The following is a 19,096-nucleotide window of genomic DNA, read 5'->3' as shown; positions in this document are numbered from 1 at the left end:
CGCTAAGCCAAATAACATGATAAATAGAAGGAAGTGGAGAGATTGATGGAGCCAATTTATGCTAAGTGCAATAAATCATGCGGTCACAAATTCTATGTCCAACATTTTAAGAAAGACAAACTGCAACATACTATTGAAAAGACTTATTTTACTTGCCCGAACTGTGGTCGAGAGTATATTTGCTTTTATACCGATGAGTATACACGTTACCAACAAGCAAGAATTCGAGAACTGTTTCGGCAGATGAAGTGGGCAAGTAGTGATGAACTGGAGCGGTTAAAGCAGGAGGAGTCCAATTTAAAAGAGGAAATTATACACAGTATGTCTGAGGTTAGAAAATTAATAGAATCTTAGCCAACTAAGATCAACCCTGAGCTTTTCAAAAATAATAGCATTGAAGGGAGGTGACTAAAAATGAATATGCGCGTAAAGATGAAAACGTCAACTGACAAAAAATCAGTTGACGTTTTAAATTATCCGGAAATTTCTAAATACATGAATGCTGAAGAGCCTTCGTTGTTGGATGTCTTACTCTATTATAGGAGTGCAATTTTCCATTCACTAAAGGGGGATGGTGCAGCAATCACAATGTCAAACTGGCATAACCATCTTCTCAGTTGTCAGGGATAAATAGGACGATGGTTCACTTGTATATTGAGCTTAAAGATAATTAAAGTATCGGCAGATGTAGATTGAGGAGATAAAGTTATGAAAGATTTATTTGTGCACATTCCTACTATATTAGAGCCATTAGGTTTACCTGTCGTGTTTAACGGAATTCCTACTGGCTTGGAAAAACCAAATCAGTTTATTACCTTTTTAGAGGTAAGTGCAAAGCCAATCTTCGAAGCGGGTGAAGAGGAAATTGAAACAGAGAGACTTATACAACTAAATGTATGGTCTGTCTCAAGTTACCATCACCTTGTAGAAAGCATCAAACAATTGATGGAGAAGGATGGCTATGAACGAATTTTAGAATATGATGTACCATACGAAGAAGGCGAATCTCACTTTAATAGAGTGTTGCAATTCGTCTTTTTTGATGATTAATAATAAAAAATCGGGAGGTCATGTAAATGACAACAACAGTAAATGAAAAACCACAAAAAATTAGCTTAAAGCGTATCCACTATGCACTAATGACAAACGAGCAAACAGAAACTTGGGGCGAAGTGAAAACATTAACAATGCCTATTTCTCTAACACTGACACCTAACTTCTCAGAAGCACATTTGGATGCGGGAGATCGTGTCGTAGACCAAGAGGCACAATTGGATTCTATTACTATTGCTGGTGAAACAGCAGACTTACCAACAGAAGTACTTGTTGACTGGTATGGGCATAAAAAATCTGCAGAAGGCGGTATCATCACAAATGCAAATGATACGCCAAATGCAATGGCAATTGGTTTTGAATCTGGATCTAGAATGGTCTGGCTGTTAAAAGCAAAATTAAAACCAGGTGAAGAATTGAATACTACACGTAAAAAAGGAGAAACAAGCTATAAAGTGTATCCATTTGGTGGTGAGGCACTACCATTAATCGAAGGTATCATCAAACATACTGTCGATACACGTGATGCGGGCGTTACAGCGACAGCAGAAACGTTCTTTGCCGCAGTGGCAAAACCAAGTGAAACAGTACCAACACCTTAAAAGAGAGAAGCCCTTTCGAGGGTTTCTTTTTTTATTACGATAAAAAGGATGGATAAATTATGCAGATTACATTAAAGATTGATGGCCAAGAGAAAACGTTTAGCAATGACTTTGTAAAGGCTCGAGTATTCCGAAATGCCTTAAAGATGAACGAAAAAATGCGTAAAGAAGGTAATGACATTTCAGTCGAAACATTCGATGAAATGATTGGTTTCGTAGTAAATGTTTTCGATAATCAATTCACTGTGGACGACATATGGGATGGTCTAGAGGCAGGCAAGCTACAAGATGAAATTATGCGTGTATTTAATAGTGTGTTGAACATTGGAGGGCTTGAAACAAAACCTGCCGTTAGTGGTGAAGAGGGAAAGTAAGCGGATTAACTCCATATCAAAATATTAAAAAGTTTTATCGTGAATTAATAAAAGAAGGCTACAAATTACATGAAATAGATGAAATGGATATTCATTTTTGGTTTGAGCTTTCAGAAGGCTACGATGACTATGAAGATGTGGAAGAAGTTACAGCCGACGATATTCCTTGGTTGTAATTTTGATTTTTGGCAAAAAGGCGGTGAAGAATAAATGACGAATATTCGTGCTGTTGAACTGAGTCTCAATACAGCTAATTTTAATGGTTCTATCGATCAGTCGATTAGACGATTGACTGCAATGGGAGCGGAATTACAGGCTTTACAAGCACGCGGTGGTGAATATGAAAACTCTATCGAAGGTTTATCACAAAAACAGAATATTTTATCTCGTTCTGTTGATGCCTCTAGCATTAAGTTAACAGAACAACGCAATAGATATGATGAATTAGTAGCATCGGGATCAGCCTCCACAGAAGCTATTGAACAACAGGCTATTGCTGTCAATGAAGCGCTCGCTGAATACAATGGATTAAATACGCAATTAACAGAAGTGAGCACTCAATTAGATGTTCAATCCTCTAAATGGAGTCAGTTTCAGGAGATAGGTGGGAAGGTGAAATCAGTTGGCGAAAGCATTTCTACGATTTCAACGCCTATCAAAGCTATTGGCGTATTAGCTTTTAATGCCGCAGTAGATTTTGAAAATGCATTTGCGAGTGTGCGGCAATCCGTCAATACGAGTGAAGAAAATTTTAAAAAGCTTGAAGACGGCATACGTAGTATGGCTAAGGAGTTACCAGTAAGTGCTACTGAAATAGCAGGGGTTGTTGAATCAGCTGGTCAATTGGGGATAGCTGAAGATCATTTACTATCTTTCTCACGAACGGTTATTGATTTAGGTGCATCAACAAGCATGACGCGGGAGCAAGCGGCAACAGAATTCGCACGTTTTGCTGGTATCGTTGGAATGAGCCAGGGGGATTTTGACCGATTAGGCTCATCTGTCGTCGAGCTTAGTAACAAAATGGGGGTAACCGAATCTGACATTGTTGCAATGGGCATGGGATTTGCTAAACAAGGTGCGCAATTAGGCATGACAGAGGCCCAAATCATGGGTCTTGCTGGGACAATGTCTAGTTTAGGTATTCAGGCTGATACTGGTGGAGTTGCCATGACAACAGTTCTACAAAAAATTCAAAAAGCTGTCGGTGATGGTGGAGAGAGCTTATCTGGTTTTGCAAAAGCAGCAAATATGTCGAGTGCTGATTTTAAAAAGGCATTCGAGACGGACGCTGTTTCAGCATTAGATGCATTAGTGAAAGGGTTAGCTGAGACTTCAGAAGGAGGCGCCGACTTAACAAGTGTTCTAGCAGAATTGGGTGTCAAAGGCGACGAAACAGATGTGCTATTAAGTATGGCAAATGCTTCGGGCCTATTATCGTCTGCAGTGGATACCTCTTCGCAAGCGTGGAAAGATAATACAGCATTATCCAACGAGGCTGCTCAAAATTACAAATCAACCGAATCGCAAATGACCATCATGAAAAATCAGCTTGTAGATATTGGTATTAGTATTGGTCAGATTTTAATACCGATGGTGCTTAAAGTAATGGATGTCATTGCACCATGGATAGAGAAATTTAGTAATTTATCATCTGAAACACAAAAAACAATCGTTATTATTGGTGGCTTAGCAGCTGCGATTGGTCCTTTACTTGTGGTTGGAGGAACGTTAATATCCAGTGTTGGTTCCATTATCAGTGCTGTAGGTGGATTTTCTATGGCGATTGGTGCAGCAGGTGGCGCGACAACAGCATTTGGCGCGGCATTTGCATTAATCTCAGGGCCAATTGGGATAGCAGCAGCCTTGCTTACAGGTTTTGGGATAGCAGCGTTAGTAGTTGGTCGTGAACTGAATGAATCATCCATTCAAGTTGAGGATTGGAAAGATAAAGTATCAGATTCGACCGCAGAATCAGTTGGGAGTTTCCTAGAATTATCTGATCAGGCGACAGTAGCACTTAACCAAATGGCTTGGTCCGGTGTAGCAGTAACAGAAGAAATGGCTGCCAATATGGTAGGTATTTATAACGAGATGGGCGATCAAGTGTTAACCGAAATGCAATCTGATCATGCGCAAGAATTAGAGACTATGCAAAATCATTTTGCTCAAAGTGATGCCTTAACTGAAGAACAAGAAGCAAAAATTTTAGAACGGGTTGCACAAAGTCAAGCTAAGCAACAACTGGTTATAACAAGTGGTAAGGCGAGGATTGAAGAAATTTATCAAAATGCCTCAGAAAACAATAGAGGGATTACAGAGGATGAGCAACAAGAAATCAATCTTATTCAACAAACGATGACTGAGAACGCGATTAAGCATCTTTCTGATAGTGAAGTTGAGCAAAAGGTTATTCTAGAAAGTTTAAAAAATGAGGCTTCAAAGATTACAGCAGAGCAAGCGGCTGAAGTTGTAAGAAACTCTCTTAAACAAAAAGATGATGTTTTAAAGGAAGCAGAAGAACAATATAACGAAACGAATAAATGGGCAGTTCGTCAACGAGATGAAACAGGTACGATGTCAGCAGAAGAGGCACAAGCAGTTATTGATGAGGCAGAGAGAAAAAGAGATGAAACTGTTGCTAACGCAGAGGATATGCACCAAAAGGTTGTAAGTGAGGCACAATTGCAAGCGGAAGAACATGTCAATAAGGTAGACTGGGAAACTGGTGAAATAAAGTCACGGTGGAAGGTATACACGGAAAATGTTGCAAGTGACGCCAAAGCACTCGGCAAGGCAATTAGTGATGGCTGGAACAACGCATGGACGGCTACTAAAAATAGAGTACATGACATTAAGCAAACAGCTGAAAATAAAATTCATGAAATGAAAACGGCTGTTGGTAATAAAATGAGCGAAGTGAAAACTAAAATCGAGACAAAATGGAATGAAGCACAAGCTTTTTTATTTGGCATAAGTTTGAAAAAAATCGGTAAAGACATTGTTTCCGGTTTGATTAGTGGTATTGGAGATATGTTCGATGGAGTAAAAAAGAAAATCGGGGAATTAGCTAGTCTTATTCCAGATTGGGCAAAGAAAAAATTGAAAATCAATTCTCCATCACGTGTCATGATACCAATTGGTAAAGGTGTGGGTGAAGGTTTAGCGATCGGGATCGAGCAAGGAAGTGAAGGAGTTAGAAAAGCGGCTGAGGAATTAGCTGAGGCTGCCATACCAAATATTACACAGCATTTATTAATTACTAAAGAGGCAATGCAAAAAGTCCAAGAAGTTATTAGTAATACTACAAAAGCTAATGCAGTGGAAATTGAAGCATTGCAAAAAGAGGCTGAGCATAAACGAATTGAGATTTCCCAAAAAGCTTCGGAAAAAATTGCTACGATTAAAAACAATGCAGCAAAACAACAAATCGCCCTTACCGTAGATCAGATAGTTCAAATTAAGCAGATAGAAGAACAATCCTTGAAAGATAGTGAAACTATTACAAAACAATACGCTGAAAAAATTGCAAAAATCGAATCTAACTCAGCTGATGCAAAATTCAAAGCTTTGAAGGAATACGTAGAGGCTCAAAAGGCTGCTGGAGAAATGACAACAAAGCAAGAGGCCGAGTTTTGGCGTTTTAGTGCAACAACATTTAAAGAAGGAACTAAAGAAAAGACCAATGCTTTAAAGGCGTTCAACAAAGCGTATTCTGAAATGGTTAAAGCTCAATTCGATAATGAAAAGGAATACGTTGATAAACGTAAGAAATATAACACACTATCGCTCGCAGATGAATTGAAGATGTATGAGAATTATCTTGCACAGTATGAAGCAGGTACAGAGGAACGTACTTATTATGAAGAGAAGTTCTATGATACCAAAAAAGCAATTAGCGAAAAAATTAAATCAATCAATAATGATTATTTAAAGCAAACACAGGATATTAATAAAAAGCTATTGGATGAGGAACAGAAGCACAACGAGGCCTATAACACTGCATTGGATAGTCGCACGAAAAGCATTAAAGGATACTTTGGACTTTTTGATAAAGTGAAGATAGCCGAACCAGTAGATTCATCTAGCTTAACTCAAAATTTAAGTGAGCAAGTGAGTGCACTCTCTCAATGGCGAATTGAATTATCGCAACTTGAATTGCGTAAATTATCAAGTGCTATTATCGATGAATTAGAAGCAATGGGTCCTGGTGCTCTTGCACAATTAGAAGCCCTTAATCGAATGACGGATGCTGAACTGCTGGATTATCAAGAGTTGTATGGAAGAAAACTTTTAATAGCTCGTGAAGCAGCGATTAAGGAGTTGGAGCCATTAAAAGCTGAAACAGAAGCAAAAATTAAAGCTTTACGTGATACGGCAAACACCGAATTGACCACTTTAAATACGGAATGGCAAGGGAAAATAAAAGAAATCGTTTTTGGTACAGGTGAAATATTAGGTTCAATGAACGATATAGGAAAAAATGCTATTCAAGGATTAATAGATGGAATGAAGGGGATGCAATCAGCATTACAGCAAACAGCAAACAATCTTGTGGAAAATGTATCAGAGACAATTAAAAAAGTATTAGATATAAATCCAACTTCTTCTTTAATGCAGAATGTTGGCGAAGGTATAGTTAATGGGTTCGATTCAATTATGAATAAAGCTACAAATGTCAGTGAACGATTGGCGAATAGTGTTGTACCCGAATCTCCTTCCTTATTGCCAATACAAAAATCTAAGAACAACACTGTAGCACAAAACTTAGGACCCTCAACTATTATTGTACAATCAGTTTTAGATGGACAAGTTCTAGGTGAATCAGTTGTAGATGTAGTCAGCGGCAGACAGTATAACAATGCAAGTATCCATGCATTGACAAGGGGGTTAAATCATATATGAAAATGATTTTAAAGGATGGTCGTGAATTATTAATGAGCGACTACAGTTTGAAATTATTAAAATATTTTATCCCTTCCGTATCAATAGAGCATCAATCGTCTGTAATGGATGGTAGTGATGGAACAATTTTTACTAACACGCGTTTTGGCGGACGTACAATTACAGCGAAGTTTATGTATAAAGCATTTGATTATCATGATTTTAAATTGTTTATTGCTGACATAAATTCATTGTTTGCCCGGAAAGAGCACTTTTATATTATCTTTGACGCTGAACCAGGTAAGCGTTGGAAAGTACGATTAGCTGAAAGTTATTCTCCAAATGAGCTGTTACGGAAAGTTGGAGAATTAGAAATTAAATTTATATGCGAAAATCTCTACGCTGAATCAGTGGCTACAACAAGTGACCTAAAAGAATGGGACATCGATAAGTGGCAATGGGGCATGGGGATTGATTGGGACGATGACCTATCTTACGCATTTAGTAGCAATAACTTTACAGTTGAAAATTACGGTAATGTCGCTATTGATCCCCGGCAACATGAACTTGAAATCATATTAATAGGTTCATTCAGCAATAGTGTCACAATAACAAATCGTACAACCGGCGAAACCTATCAATTTAACGGATCAATAAATGGTAGTACAGATACATTGATTTTAAGAGGGATTCAATCATTTAAAAACGGTACATCCGCTTTAAAACAAACAAATAAAAAGCTACTCAGCTTGGCAGTTGGAGAGAATAGCTTTCAGGTTACAGGCGGTACTGTTTACAGTATCGTTTTTAATTTTAGATTTTTATATATGTAAAGAAGGTGGAAAAGTGGTTATAAGTTTACACACAACGGGCTCGCCAGTTAGTCGAGCAGAACGGAATAAAATAAACGAAAACTGGAATCGTATCATTACAGGTTTAACGAACCTGCAGATACAAATCAATATTCTAGCAGGTGGTGAAGTAGATGAACTGTTAGAGAGACTAAATCAGGCTGTAAATGATGCGAATATTGCCGTACAACAGGCTATTGCAGCTAATGAAGCAGCTACACAAGAGACGATTAATGCAAATAATACAGCTTTACAAACGGCTCTACAGACCGTGTCAAATACTCTAACGCTGTTGGATGGCGCTATTACAAGTGCTAATACTGCTACGGCAAGTGCAAATGACGCTACTAACAACACAAATCAAGCTATTCAAAATGCTCAAAATGCCACACAGGATGCACTTAATGCGGTTACTACAATGCAGAACTATGTTAATCAGTTAAGCCCAAAATCTGAATACAACAATGAGGTTCAATATTTTACCAATAACATTGTAACGTTAAATGGTAGTAGCTTTATTACGTTAAAAAACACCAAAGGAAATGCACCTCCTACTCCTCCATTAGTCGTTAATGCACATTGGCAATTGCTTGCTGAAAAAGGAGGAAAAGGTGATAGAGGTGACAAGGGCGAGAGAGGAACTGATGGTAAAGATGGTACAGGGGTAAATATTATCGGTGAGTTATTGAGTGAGAGCGATTTACCGACTACTGGATCACCTGGTGACGCCTACATGATTCATGGTGATCTTTATGTATGGCAGGACAACTCGAATACTTGGAAGAATGTTGGTCCGATTCAAGGTCCGCAAGGTAAATCAGCATACGACCTAGCTGTAGAGAATGGGTTCGAAGGAACGATGGAAGAATGGATTGAATCCTTAAAAGGTATTCAAGGACCTCAAGGACCAGAAGGACCACAGGGACCGCCAGCTGATTTAACAGAAGTTACTGCACGTGTGGCTGAGGTTGAAACTGTAGTTGATGGTCTACCTAAGCCCAATGCTCTTAGCCCTGCTACAATCGATAACACAGGTCAACATTGGTTCAAAAAATCGTTAACATTTAATGCTAACCTTTGGAATAATGACCCTGCTGCTAAGGAATACGCATATATTAACATTCCAATCGCAAACTTCATGGGAGCAGTAAAAATGACTATAACAAGCGGTTACAATGTAGGCAATTCAGCAGGTTCCGCAGTCGTGATATGGAATATAGGTAAATCTGGTGCAACATCGTTTATAAAACAAATGGAGATAATTAGTATATCACCTGCCTTTGCTAGTTGTTTTTACGTAAGTGATGTGCAGTTTGAAGCTACTCGAATGTACTTCCCTATTCATAAAAAAGCAGGCACTTCTAACAATTTGTTTGTTTCTATGGAAGTATATGCAGAAGTATACTCTGACCAAGGTCAAGTAAAGTTTAATGAGATTAACCTTTCGGAATTTACAAAGAGTGGTGAACCAAGTACATTGCCTCAACCGTGGACACCGCAGACATCAAGCTTTGTAACGAAAACAGGTAACAACGTTATGGCAGGCGCATTAGGGATGGGCGGTAACTTGTCTATTACTAAAGGTGTTCCGACGTTTGAAATGATTGTGCCCGGTTCTGCTACTTCTTCCAGTGCTTCTATACAGTTGAACGCAAGCTCTACTGTAGACTACGGTTTAGAGTTCAAGAAGAATAACACACCGTTTCAGATTGTACACGACCAAACGAATGTAGTGTTTATGGGGTATGACAGTAAGTGGTTCTCTATACAAGATTTAAAGCAATCTGCCAGTGATGTAAAAACAAATGTAGCTGCGGCCATCACTGAGCAAGGAGTTACAACAAGTCCAACAGCTACAGGCGCACAGATGGCGGCTAATATTAGAGCTATTCCAGTAGGGGCAAAAAAGTCTTCAGGTACGACTACTGTAACCTCTAATAGACCCGGATATGCAGCAGGTTACATTAGAATTGCCAACTTAGGATTTACGCCTAGAACTATAGTGGCTAAAAGGAATAGTTTTACAAGTGATAAGCATAGGTCATGTTCTGTTTATTACAACTCTCCTATTGTTTTCGGTGAGATAAACCTTTATGTAGATGATAACGGTAGTAAATATCAGGGAAATGGCGGTGGAAATAGCACTGAGTTCTGGCTACAAGTAGAATCGCCTAACGGTGCATTATACGACTGGCAAGCATATGGAGATTAATTAAAACTATTTTACGAGGGAAACGCAAACATGGCTTACACAGGTGAAATCGCTTACCAGACCTTAGCGCCTAGTCTTCAGGAACATTTAGAAGGCTTGAAAACACCACTTGTCAATGATTTAACGATAGGTGATGTAGATAAAGGTGCAACAGCAGAATCGGTAAAAGGTCTGAATACTAAAACTAATAATCATATCGGAAATAAAGAAGTGCATATTCAAAGTGGAGAGCGCTCAGAATGGAATAAAACTGTACTCAAGTATAGTGATGAGTTTCTTACTGGAGCGATTAACTTTGATAACCTTGCTTGGGGGTACATTTATCAGATAGGGAACGTTTAGCTACCAATACACCACCTGATTCTTGAGGTGTATTAGAATGCATTAACCCTAGAGGTACTAACTATGGTATTCAAAGGTTTACGACAGTGGCGGATAACAATGTTTATTATAGAGCATGGTCGGAAACTGGATGGCGACCTTGGCGCAGATTAATGACAGATATAGAGTACGACACACTTTTTCAATCTGTAAGTAGTGGTAAGGCGTTAGTTGCGAACGCCACTACTTACATGGGTGTACAAACAAGTACTACTGCTGAGTTCGCAACAATAGCAGCTATTCCAACAGGTATTCCGTATTCTACAGGGACTTACACTACTATCTCTAACACTATGAGTTTCTAATATTTAGCATCTATAGCTAATGTAAATTCACACTATATTGAGATATTAAATCTTTCATTTGAGCCAACACTTATTTATGTTTGGTACGGTAATGGAACAAACTTTTTCTCAACTACGTACAGAAAAGCCACAGATAGCATGGGTGTAGACTCTTCTAAAATAGCTTCGTGGTCAGGAACTAACGCGCAACCTACTACATTTAACTTGAAAACTATAAAACTTGCAAACGGATTGAAATTGCCTGTAACTATATCACAAGCTACTTTCAACTGGATTGCATGGGGATAAAATTAAAAGGAGGCCAACACATCATGGCAGAAATGAACAATCGTGTAGTATTTGAGAGACAGAAAGGACGAATTATTTATCAGACAGGAGAAGCGCAGGGAGATGTAATCCCTCATGGAGATTGGGGTACAATTGGATATATCGACATTCCATATGGTTCTATCGACCACACAAAATGCTTCCTCAAAGAAATCAATCCTGAGACTTTGGAGCCTGTAATTGAGCTATACCCTGTTCCTGAGTTAACTGAGGAACAAATACGCATTCAAAAATTAGAGGAAGATATTCTTTTATTACAAACAGACAGCCAAGTAGGAGGTATTTTATAATGATAAATCAAGTAGTAGTTCGTATTGCAGCAGAACGTATCATGTCAGGTGGTCAAAATCCAAAAACAAATGATACGTATGTAATCAATGACATCACGAACCAGGACTATAAACAATCTGTGGAAGAGTATATTTTAATGAATACTAAAGGACTATAATCATCCTATATTATTCAGTAAGCGCTACTCTTTATGGATTGGCGTATTTTTATTATAAAGAAGGTGATGTAACTTGCTCATTGTCACAAATGGTTCACGAACAGAACCTCTTTTGGAAACAAACTACGAAAAATTTGAAGAGTTGAACGGGGCATTACGCATCTCGTTTAGCTCTTTTTTACATGAAAAGAATCCAGGACATGAATTGCTAGACTTTGAAACCTTGATAGAAGACGAGGATGGCCATGAATATGTTGTGAAAGATTTTAGTGGCGACACATTCACAAAAAAGGCAACTGCTGTTCACAGTTATTTTTCACTAGCAGACGATTTCAAATATGGCATTCATGGTGGGACAAGGACTTTGAATGATTTTATGTCGTTTATCCTTGATGGTACTGGTTGGACTTTTATGAATGTGGATGTTGAGGGTTATCAGCTACTTCCGAACTTTGGGGAAGCTAATCCTATTGTGTTGATTGAGCATCTTTGCTCCGTATTTGAATGCGAGCGTCAAATTTTGCCGAATAAGGTTATACGATTCGCCAAAAAAACAGGCGTAGACAATGACTTGCAGTTCCGTTATCGACATAACATCGAGACGTTATCTTATAGTATTCCTTCAGCTGGTTTAAAAACTCAAATTAGAGGCTATGGGGCTAATGGCATTGATATTACTTATACCTCGCCATTAGCAAGTTCACCAAGAATCGGAATACGTATTGCCGATCCAATCCATGACGAGAACATAGAAACTGTTGAAGATATGACAACACGTTTAGCTAGTGAGCTACCTGCAGCACCTGAGACAAGTATCAAAGTAAAGGTGACTACAGTAGATGGTAATGTGGGAGATATGGTTTGGCTCATTCATGAAGACCTACAGCTCGAATACCAAACACGTATTATAAGCAAAAAAACAAAGCGTGATTATAGTGAATCTGAAGTTGATGTAGGAAATACACAGGCTAAAACAATTGTGGATGCACTACTAAATCAACGAGCAACTATTAATGCCAATGACAAACGTTATCGTTCAAAGTTTGAGCAGACAGACGACCGGATTGACTTAGAGGTTGAAGAAATAGGCGTATCGATTGCAGCTATCAATATACGTGCTGATAGCATTACACAAAGCGTAACAGACTTAAATAACAACTTAAGTAGTCGTATTACTCAAACTGCAGCTGAAATACGTAGCGAAGTATCGGCCCAAGTTGTAACGATTAATAATGATATTCGAACCGTCCGTAATGACGTTTCCGTTGTCTCTCAAACTGCTTCACAAATACAGTCAACAGTGACTAGCCAGCAAATGCAAATCAGTGGTATAGGTACACGTGTAAGTAACGCTGAAAGTAGCATTACGCAACAAGCGAATCAAATCAGTCAAAAAGTTAGTACGATGGACTATACTGGTAATAAAATTGCATCTTTAATCAACCAAACCTCGACGACCATTTCTATTCAAGCATCTAAGGTTAATTTAATTGGTGCAGTAAATGTATTGTCTGACATTACTGGTAATCTAGGTTCTATTCACACTGGTACATTAAACAGTGTAAATATTTATTCGGCTAACATTAATATTTCTGATGATGTTCAGATAGGAAAAGTACTTAGAATAGGGAGCCATTATTCTGACCACGAACCAAAAATGATTAGTTTTGGTGGGGCAACTGGTGGGGTTATTCGACATATATATGACACTCTTGTTTTAGGTGCTCTTAATGGAGTGAGAACTGATGGCGATTTAATTGTCGATGGTAATTACGGAAATGTAGCAAAAACTGATACGAGTGGATTAGGTTTTGGGTTATCGACAGCAACAAATCCAAAAAGGCTATATGTAAGACTTTTTGGTGAAGACCAAGGTTATTTAGAACTTAAATAAAAAGGAGATTTTAATATGAATTATCAAGTACAACTAAACAATGGAAAAGCAATAAATCTAATGAATGCGGAGTTTGATGCAACAGCATTTACCGTCACATTAAACGATCAGAAAATTAACTTTGTAAATATTGGTGGGGCCATTATTAATAAACATATTATCATCAGTGTTTTACCATCAACAGCAATAGAAGAACAACCAGAAACGCAGTCATAAGGCGAGCGTTATTTTTTATCTAATTTTTTAACAAGTGCCTTCCACACGTAGTTGTGGAGGGTTTTTATTTATGTACTAAAAAAGGAAGTGTTGTAATGGACAGATGGATTGCAACAATGAGTGGCGTTATCGGCACAATTGTATCTTATTCTGTGGATGGATTGGGAATGGCGGTAACCGTATTAATTGGGTTTATGGCAATTGATTATATGACTGGTATTTTGACCGGTATTGTTAATCATAATTTAAATAGTCGTATTGGGTTCAATGGCATCATACGTAAAGTTTATTACTTAATGCTAGTTAGTTCTGTGTATTTATTGGCTGTTGTTGTGCCTGGTATCGAGTATGCAGGCGATGGTGCAGCGATTGCATTTTGTGTGCTTGAATTTATTTCAATTACTGAAAACGGTACAAAGATGGGTTTACCCACACCAAATTTCATTAAAAATATCTTAGCAATTGTGAAGGATAAAACTGCTGAGGGGGACACTAAATGAGTACAAGCGTAACAGCAACCTGTAGAGACTTAGCTGAGTTATTACCTCCTGCACAATCGGCATGTCGTTTATTATTCCAGGAGTGTTACAAGGCTGGCGTCATCAACATCTTCATTACAGAAACATATCGCTCACAAGCAAGGCAAAATTATTTATATGCGCAAGGGCGTACTCGACCAGGTCAGATTGTTACTTGGACATTAAGTAGCAATCATAAATCACGTTTAGCTTGGGATCTTGCTGTTAGTCCCCCTCAATCTTTGTATGATGTAATGACGTTAAATAAAGTAGGAGGTATTGCCAGAAAACTTGGTATTACATGGGGAGGAGATTGGGCGGGTTCTATCGATCGTCCTCATTTTGAGGTGAAATCATCTTGGAAAATGCCCACTGGCTACAAATTAGAAGGTGTTGTAATCGTACCGAGTAATAGCAAAATGAAGGTACAACTAATTGTAGAAGATAAAAAGGAGGAAATAAAGGTGACTCAAACATGGAATCCTGCATCACCAGCTATGCGAACAGCAACAGAAAAATATATTGCGCAAGCGGTCAATAGTGGAATCATTCAAGAATCACATTTAAAAGACTTACAAAATGGTATGATGCCCACTGACCGATTATTAGGTTTATATATTACTATCCAACAAAGACGAGCTTTGTTATAAGAAAAGAATCTGCGATACTCCTACCGGTGATCCGTAAAAAGTATGCAGATTCTTTTTTTTATCTAAATTTCTACTTATATATAAGAGATTATTAGACAACTTTCGTTTCCCCAACACCAGGTGCTCCATTATTTGTGACATGGTGTGGCATATGACAATGGAACGGCCAGATGCCAGGGTTGTTGGCTTGAAAGCTGATATCTCATGTTTCGCCGGAAGCCACGAGAATCGTATTTTTACAAATTTGCGTGTGTTCAGCAATTGGGAAACCATCTGCTCCTACAACGCTAAACTGATGACCGTGGAGATGCATGGGATGGTGATTCATTTGAATGTTGCCGAAACGAACTCGTTTGACAAAATTTAAGGGATACGTACCTTTTGTCAAATCCCTCCCATGGTAGCTCACCAATCGCCCATTCTTCCAGTAAACATAGATAATTTCTATACATTGGGAGGTTTTGTAGTGTTGGATCTTCGACAATGAAGCCACCTAACAGCCCCGCATCTTGCACCGCAACATCTACATGAGAATGATACATATATGTGCCAGATGGATTTTTAATTGTAAATGGTAGTCAAAATAATGCCCAGGTTCTATAAACGGGGAAGGTTCGATAGGAGGCACACCGTCCATCGTATTCGGAACAATTAAACCATGCCCATGCACACTCGTTTTTACAGGTAAGCGATTAATAACACGAATACAGACTTGATCCCCAGAGTAGACATGAATAGTAGGACCGGGTGTGGAACCGTTATATCCCATGCCTTAATAAAAATACCGTCTACAAGCTCCCATGTTATTTCTTCGACAATCAAAGTGAAAAACTTTGTCCCATTCGATTGCGTCACATAACGTAAATCCCCAATGCCGGGGGTTGTAACCATACAAGCCCTCCTACAATTATTTATTGCTAGCACACATTAAAATCGAAAAACCATATACGTCTCAACTGACTACTAAATTATATGTACAGTAAAGGCTTCTATGCTCATTCGCTTGTTTGCTTTAAATAGGGGACACCTATTAGTCGAAAACATAGGAGAGCACGATAATATACCGATTTCACATTGGGTTAAATGACCTATTTAATAATAGTGCTTTACTAATGGGTTTTGCGATTTGGATGAATAATTCGGAAGTCCTTTTTGTAGTAAAGAATAGGACTTTTTGATATTTTTACAGTACTTACATATTTTTATAGATTTACTAACTGTTGTTTTAGTACACTAAATTTATGAAAAGAGAGGGGCAAGAAAAATGAAAAAAACGATGTTAGCTGGAGCACTTAGTATTGCATGTTTAACAGGAGGATTTGGACTCCAAGCACAAGCACAGGAGAATGTAGATGTTACAAAAATTGTCAATAAACAATTGTTAGTGGCATCAACAAACACTAGTCAGGTACAATCGATGTCCTATCAAGATATCTATAAAATGTTTTTACTTTCCAAACTATTCTCAGATGATTATCTGACACTAGTATCAACTAGTAATAGTATTACTGTAAAATTTTCATTAGCAGCACTGATGAAAAGTTACGAGGATGGGACAAACCTATATCCAGAGGGAGAAAAGGCATTTAAAGAGAACTATGAAGAGTATAAAAAACTTTTCGGAGACTCTATTCAAATGAAAATTACACAATCCGGCAACTCCTTTACAGCTGAAATATATACAGGTGGTAAATGGGAAGCTGTTAGCGGTCAAGATTTGAATGATTTAATTATGGTCTTTAATCGCGCAGATTTTGAATTAAAGCCAGGTGGATATTTCACAGATACTATTGGACATTGGGCTGAAAGTTATATCCAATTACTTTATCAAGCAGGGATTGTAAGCGGTACTACTGACACAACATTCAATCCGAATGGTCAAGTAACGCGTGGTCAATTAGCAGCTATGATTTTCCGTGCGTCTGGTCTAGATGTAAATGAAGATTATGAAGGACCTGCTACATATAATGATATGCAAGGGTTTTGGGGTGCAAAAGAAGTAGCGATTTTACAAGAGTATGGCTTAATCGATATTTTTGATGGCAATAATTTCGAGCCAAATAAACCAGCAACACGTGAGGAAATGGCGTATGTAACTGCAAGCTACTTGCAAGGAATGGAGTTTGATGTAGCGAAAGCTAGCAAAAATAATACATTTACTGATAAGGATCAGATGCGCAAGGAGGCTGTAGAATCAATTGGGTTATTACAGCAATTAGGTATTATTGATGGTGCGAATGGTAAATTTAATCCTAAAGGCAACCTGACACGTGCACAGTTTTCTAAAATTCTGTCGCTTACGTTAATGACGATGAGCGAAGAGGAATAGCAAGTTTTTGGGAAATGGCTTTATTTCCATGCCCCATAGCAGCAACAATTAAATAAAGTTAGGGTGATGTGCAAGGAGGATACTCCATCACATCACCTTTTTTGCGTTTTTGCTAGGTTACTTTATCGCTATCAATAATCTGAAACAATGTATACTAGGGAAATCTTTTTTGTCACAACGTGAAAGTATTAGGGTAAAAAGAATCTTCGCTACCAGTAACACCCGATATTTTTCATATTGTTATGCAAACTAAGTTATACTGATGGTTAAGATAAATTTATCTTTATTCAGCACATTATGTTATTGTCCCAAAAGCGTAGTGACAGCTACAGAAAATGTACACCTCTATAGATGATGAGATGATATGGAATGAATGAAGATAAAGCCATTGGCGTAATTGATTGGAGCTGGCGAATTGCTAAAAAAACAAATGGAATTATTGATGAATGAGCAGGTTGACCTTGCGTTATTGGATGTGGAAAAAGCGTATGCAGAAAAACATGGGTTGCTGCTGAATCGGACAGTGCAGGATTTAGGTTATTTACATGTTAATGTGATAGAACGATGCGACAAGCTAAGTGAAGAGTTGCTAGCAGAAGAATCACAGTCGTTCTTGGAAAGAGCCGTACAATATTTAAGAGAGCATGCGAATGAATTTATGTATGTGGCGTCTGATCGTCTAGCAGTCATTCGCGTGGACTCCTTTGCGCTAGAATTTGATGAGGCATTCGGTGTGTATAGTGCCTTATTTGGTCTACGATTGCAAAAGAAGCAAGGTGAGTTATTACATACGTATTTAATAACACATTTGCAACATGAGAACATGACGTATAGTGCGGCATTTTCGGGGCAGGATGGACTTTGGGAAATTAATCTTGCATTGAATGCGCTTGATGAATTTAGTGAGCAACAGTCATTTGCAGAAGTATTGGTTTGTTTGTATCGTTTTATTTTCGGGCTACTTGAAGAACTTGAGGAGACAGTATGATAGAGCAAACGATTACTTCTTATCTTTATACGTATGCGTGGCAAATAAATGAGCGAGAGCTTTGTCATTTAGAAATGCGCGCGATGTTTGGCTTTGATACAGCATCGAATATACTAGTAGCACCCCAAAAAATTGAGCCGAGTAGAAGTCCATTTATGCGTAGTCGGTTAGATGTGCTATACGAAGCAGCTCATGTTGCAGACATTGCCCATTTTGCACAGAATCTTGTATTAGGAGAAGGTACATTTAAAGTATTATGCTTAAATAAGAATGACCTTGGGGATATTAAGAAGATTCAACAGCATGAACGTCATCAGGTGGAGCGAGAAATTGGCTTATGTATACAGGCAGAGCCAGATTTAGATAATCCCGATATTGTATTTGGACTTGTTTGGCATAATAATCGTTGGTATTTTGGTTATTATGTTGAAGGTGAGGCAGTTTGGCTCAAGCATCAGCAAAAGCCTGAGATGTATTCGACAGCTTTAAGTACACGGGTTGCACGAGCGGTCGCTAATATTGCTATTCCGAATCCAACAGGTGTACGAGCGATTGATCCATGTTGTGGTATCGGCAATGTTTTAATAGAAGCATTGTCCATGAATATGAATATTGTTGGCCGTGACATTAATCCACTTGTTGCGAAGGGCTCGCGAATAAATATTGCTCACTTTGGCTTACAAGGAGAAGTGCTAATGGGCGATATAGCACAAATAACGGAAAGCTATGATGTGGCAATTATTGATTTACCTTATAATTTATTTACACATATTTCAGTGGATTCACAGTTTATGATTATTAAATCAGCGCGTCGTATTGCAAAGAGAGTCCTATTTGTGACCATTGAAACAATTGACAATATGGTAAATGAGGCAGGCTTTGAAATAATCGATCGTTGTGTCGTAAAAAAAGGTTCTTTTGAAAGACAAATATTACTATGTGAATAGAATTTCTTAACCAAAAAGAAAATCCAACAATGTCATTTTTGACAATGTTGGATTTAGATTGACGACAAAAGGTATTCGGAATGATTACATTCCGAATACCTTTTGATGTGCGCCCGG

Annotated in this window: 20 protein-coding genes and 2 pseudogenes; 19 read left to right on the top strand and 3 right to left on the bottom strand. The window is 38.2% G+C overall.

From position 1 onward, the window contains the following. The first annotated feature begins 42 nt into the window (after positions 1 to 42). From H131_RS21785 to H131_RS21715, 16 genes are all read left to right on the top strand, one after another. On the top strand, positions 43 to 354 hold the full coding sequence (locus H131_RS21785; protein ID WP_155242530.1) for a hypothetical protein: 312 nt from the start codon (positions 43 to 45) through the stop codon (positions 352 to 354). Positions 355 to 414: 60 nt separating this feature from the next. Beyond that, complete coding sequence (locus H131_RS21780) at positions 415 to 630, top strand: hypothetical protein (RefSeq protein ID WP_010861303.1); 216 nt, start codon at positions 415 to 417, stop codon at positions 628 to 630. A gap of 78 nt (positions 631 to 708) precedes the next feature. Beyond that, positions 709 to 1,050 (top strand): hypothetical protein, encoded by a 342-nt coding sequence (locus tag H131_RS21775; RefSeq protein WP_010861302.1) that lies wholly within the window; start codon positions 709 to 711, stop codon positions 1,048 to 1,050. Between the two features lie 26 nt (positions 1,051 to 1,076). Further along, the gene (locus H131_RS21770; protein ID WP_010861301.1) at positions 1,077 to 1,655 is read left to right on the top strand and encodes a major tail protein; all 579 of its coding nucleotides are present in this window, start codon (positions 1,077 to 1,079) and stop codon (positions 1,653 to 1,655) included. A 59-nt stretch (positions 1,656 to 1,714) separates the two neighbouring features. Further along, on the top strand, positions 1,715 to 2,029 hold the full coding sequence (gene gpG / locus H131_RS21765) for a phage tail assembly chaperone G (RefSeq protein ID WP_010861300.1): 315 nt from the start codon (positions 1,715 to 1,717) through the stop codon (positions 2,027 to 2,029). A gap of 210 nt (positions 2,030 to 2,239) precedes the next feature. Next, positions 2,240 to 6,934: a phage tail tape measure protein gene (locus tag H131_RS21760; protein WP_010861299.1), complete on the top strand. Its 4,695-nt coding sequence runs from the start codon at positions 2,240 to 2,242 to the stop codon at positions 6,932 to 6,934. Beyond that, positions 6,931 to 7,746 carry a distal tail protein Dit gene (locus H131_RS21755; protein WP_010861298.1) on the top strand — a complete coding sequence of 272 codons (816 nt, stop codon included), beginning with the start codon at positions 6,931 to 6,933 and terminating at the stop codon, positions 7,744 to 7,746. Before H131_RS21760 ends, H131_RS21755 begins: the two co-directional genes overlap by 4 nt. Before the next feature lie 13 nt (positions 7,747 to 7,759). Further along, the gene (locus H131_RS21750; RefSeq protein WP_010861297.1) at positions 7,760 to 9,976 is read left to right on the top strand and encodes a hypothetical protein; all 2,217 of its coding nucleotides are present in this window, start codon (positions 7,760 to 7,762) and stop codon (positions 9,974 to 9,976) included. Positions 9,977 to 10,006: 30 nt separating this feature from the next. Next, positions 10,007 to 10,318, top strand: a complete 312-nt coding sequence (locus H131_RS21745) for a hypothetical protein (RefSeq protein ID WP_010861296.1) — start codon at positions 10,007 to 10,009, stop codon at positions 10,316 to 10,318. 86 nt (positions 10,319 to 10,404) lie between these two features. Further along, positions 10,405 to 10,662 (top strand): hypothetical protein, encoded by a 258-nt coding sequence (locus tag H131_RS21740; RefSeq protein WP_036132430.1) that lies wholly within the window; start codon positions 10,405 to 10,407, stop codon positions 10,660 to 10,662. A 311-nt stretch (positions 10,663 to 10,973) separates the two neighbouring features. After that, a complete protein-coding gene (locus tag H131_RS21735) occupies positions 10,974 to 11,279 on the top strand; it encodes a hypothetical protein (RefSeq protein WP_010861294.1) in 306 nt (101 codons plus the stop codon). After that, complete coding sequence (locus tag H131_RS25100) at positions 11,279 to 11,437, top strand: hypothetical protein (RefSeq protein ID WP_010861293.1); 159 nt, start codon at positions 11,279 to 11,281, stop codon at positions 11,435 to 11,437. Before H131_RS21735 ends, H131_RS25100 begins: the two co-directional genes overlap by 1 nt. 73 nt (positions 11,438 to 11,510) lie before the next feature. Further along, positions 11,511 to 13,331: a phage tail protein gene (locus H131_RS21730; protein WP_010861292.1), complete on the top strand. Its 1,821-nt coding sequence runs from the start codon at positions 11,511 to 11,513 to the stop codon at positions 13,329 to 13,331. Positions 13,332 to 13,346: 15 nt separating this feature from the next. After that, on the top strand, positions 13,347 to 13,547 hold the full coding sequence (locus tag H131_RS21725) for a hypothetical protein (protein WP_010861291.1): 201 nt from the start codon (positions 13,347 to 13,349) through the stop codon (positions 13,545 to 13,547). A 95-nt stretch (positions 13,548 to 13,642) separates the two neighbouring features. Next, positions 13,643 to 14,047: a phage holin family protein gene (locus H131_RS21720; RefSeq protein ID WP_010861290.1), complete on the top strand. Its 405-nt coding sequence runs from the start codon at positions 13,643 to 13,645 to the stop codon at positions 14,045 to 14,047. After that, entirely contained in the window at positions 14,044 to 14,715 is a 672-nt protein-coding gene (locus tag H131_RS21715) for a M15 family metallopeptidase (RefSeq protein WP_010861289.1), read from the top strand. The genes H131_RS21720 and H131_RS21715 overlap by 4 nt, the downstream gene beginning before the upstream one ends. A gap of 91 nt (positions 14,716 to 14,806) precedes the next feature. Here the strand turns inward: H131_RS21715 and H131_RS25670 are convergent. The 3 genes and pseudogenes from H131_RS25670 to H131_RS25660 all read right to left on the bottom strand — a co-directional run bounded on the left by H131_RS25670 (position 14,807) and on the right by H131_RS25660 (position 15,606). Further along, positions 14,807 to 15,028 (bottom strand): annotated as a pseudogene (locus tag H131_RS25670) (multicopper oxidase domain-containing protein). After that, positions 15,003 to 15,484 (bottom strand): annotated as a pseudogene (locus tag H131_RS25665) (multicopper oxidase domain-containing protein). The pseudogenes H131_RS25670 and H131_RS25665 overlap by 26 nt, the downstream one beginning before the upstream one ends. Beyond that, positions 15,394 to 15,606: a cupredoxin domain-containing protein gene (locus H131_RS25660; RefSeq protein WP_010861288.1), complete on the bottom strand. Its 213-nt coding sequence runs from the start codon at positions 15,604 to 15,606 to the stop codon at positions 15,394 to 15,396. The pseudogene H131_RS25665 and the gene H131_RS25660 overlap by 91 nt, the downstream one beginning before the upstream one ends. 373 nt (positions 15,607 to 15,979) lie before the next feature. On the opposite strand from H131_RS25660, the gene H131_RS21705 reads away from it, so the two are divergent. The 3 genes from H131_RS21705 to H131_RS21695 all read left to right on the top strand — a co-directional run bounded on the left by H131_RS21705 (position 15,980) and on the right by H131_RS21695 (position 18,979). Further along, complete coding sequence (locus tag H131_RS21705; RefSeq protein WP_010861287.1) at positions 15,980 to 17,044, top strand: S-layer homology domain-containing protein; 1,065 nt, start codon at positions 15,980 to 15,982, stop codon at positions 17,042 to 17,044. A gap of 415 nt (positions 17,045 to 17,459) precedes the next feature. Next, complete coding sequence (locus H131_RS21700; RefSeq protein WP_036132426.1) at positions 17,460 to 18,032, top strand: hypothetical protein; 573 nt, start codon at positions 17,460 to 17,462, stop codon at positions 18,030 to 18,032. Continuing rightward, on the top strand, positions 18,029 to 18,979 hold the full coding sequence (locus H131_RS21695; RefSeq protein WP_010861285.1) for a TRM11 family SAM-dependent methyltransferase: 951 nt from the start codon (positions 18,029 to 18,031) through the stop codon (positions 18,977 to 18,979). Before H131_RS21700 ends, H131_RS21695 begins: the two co-directional genes overlap by 4 nt. Positions 18,980 to 19,096: the final 117 nt, after the last annotated feature.

Origin of the sequence: Lysinibacillus sphaericus OT4b.31 (assembly GCF_000392615.1) — a bacterium.
Classification (GTDB): Bacteria; Bacillota; Bacilli; order Bacillales_A; family Planococcaceae; genus Lysinibacillus; species Lysinibacillus sphaericus_B.
The sequence above is the reverse complement of the archived record's forward strand: the minus strand, read 5'-3'. Positions and strand labels throughout refer to the sequence as shown.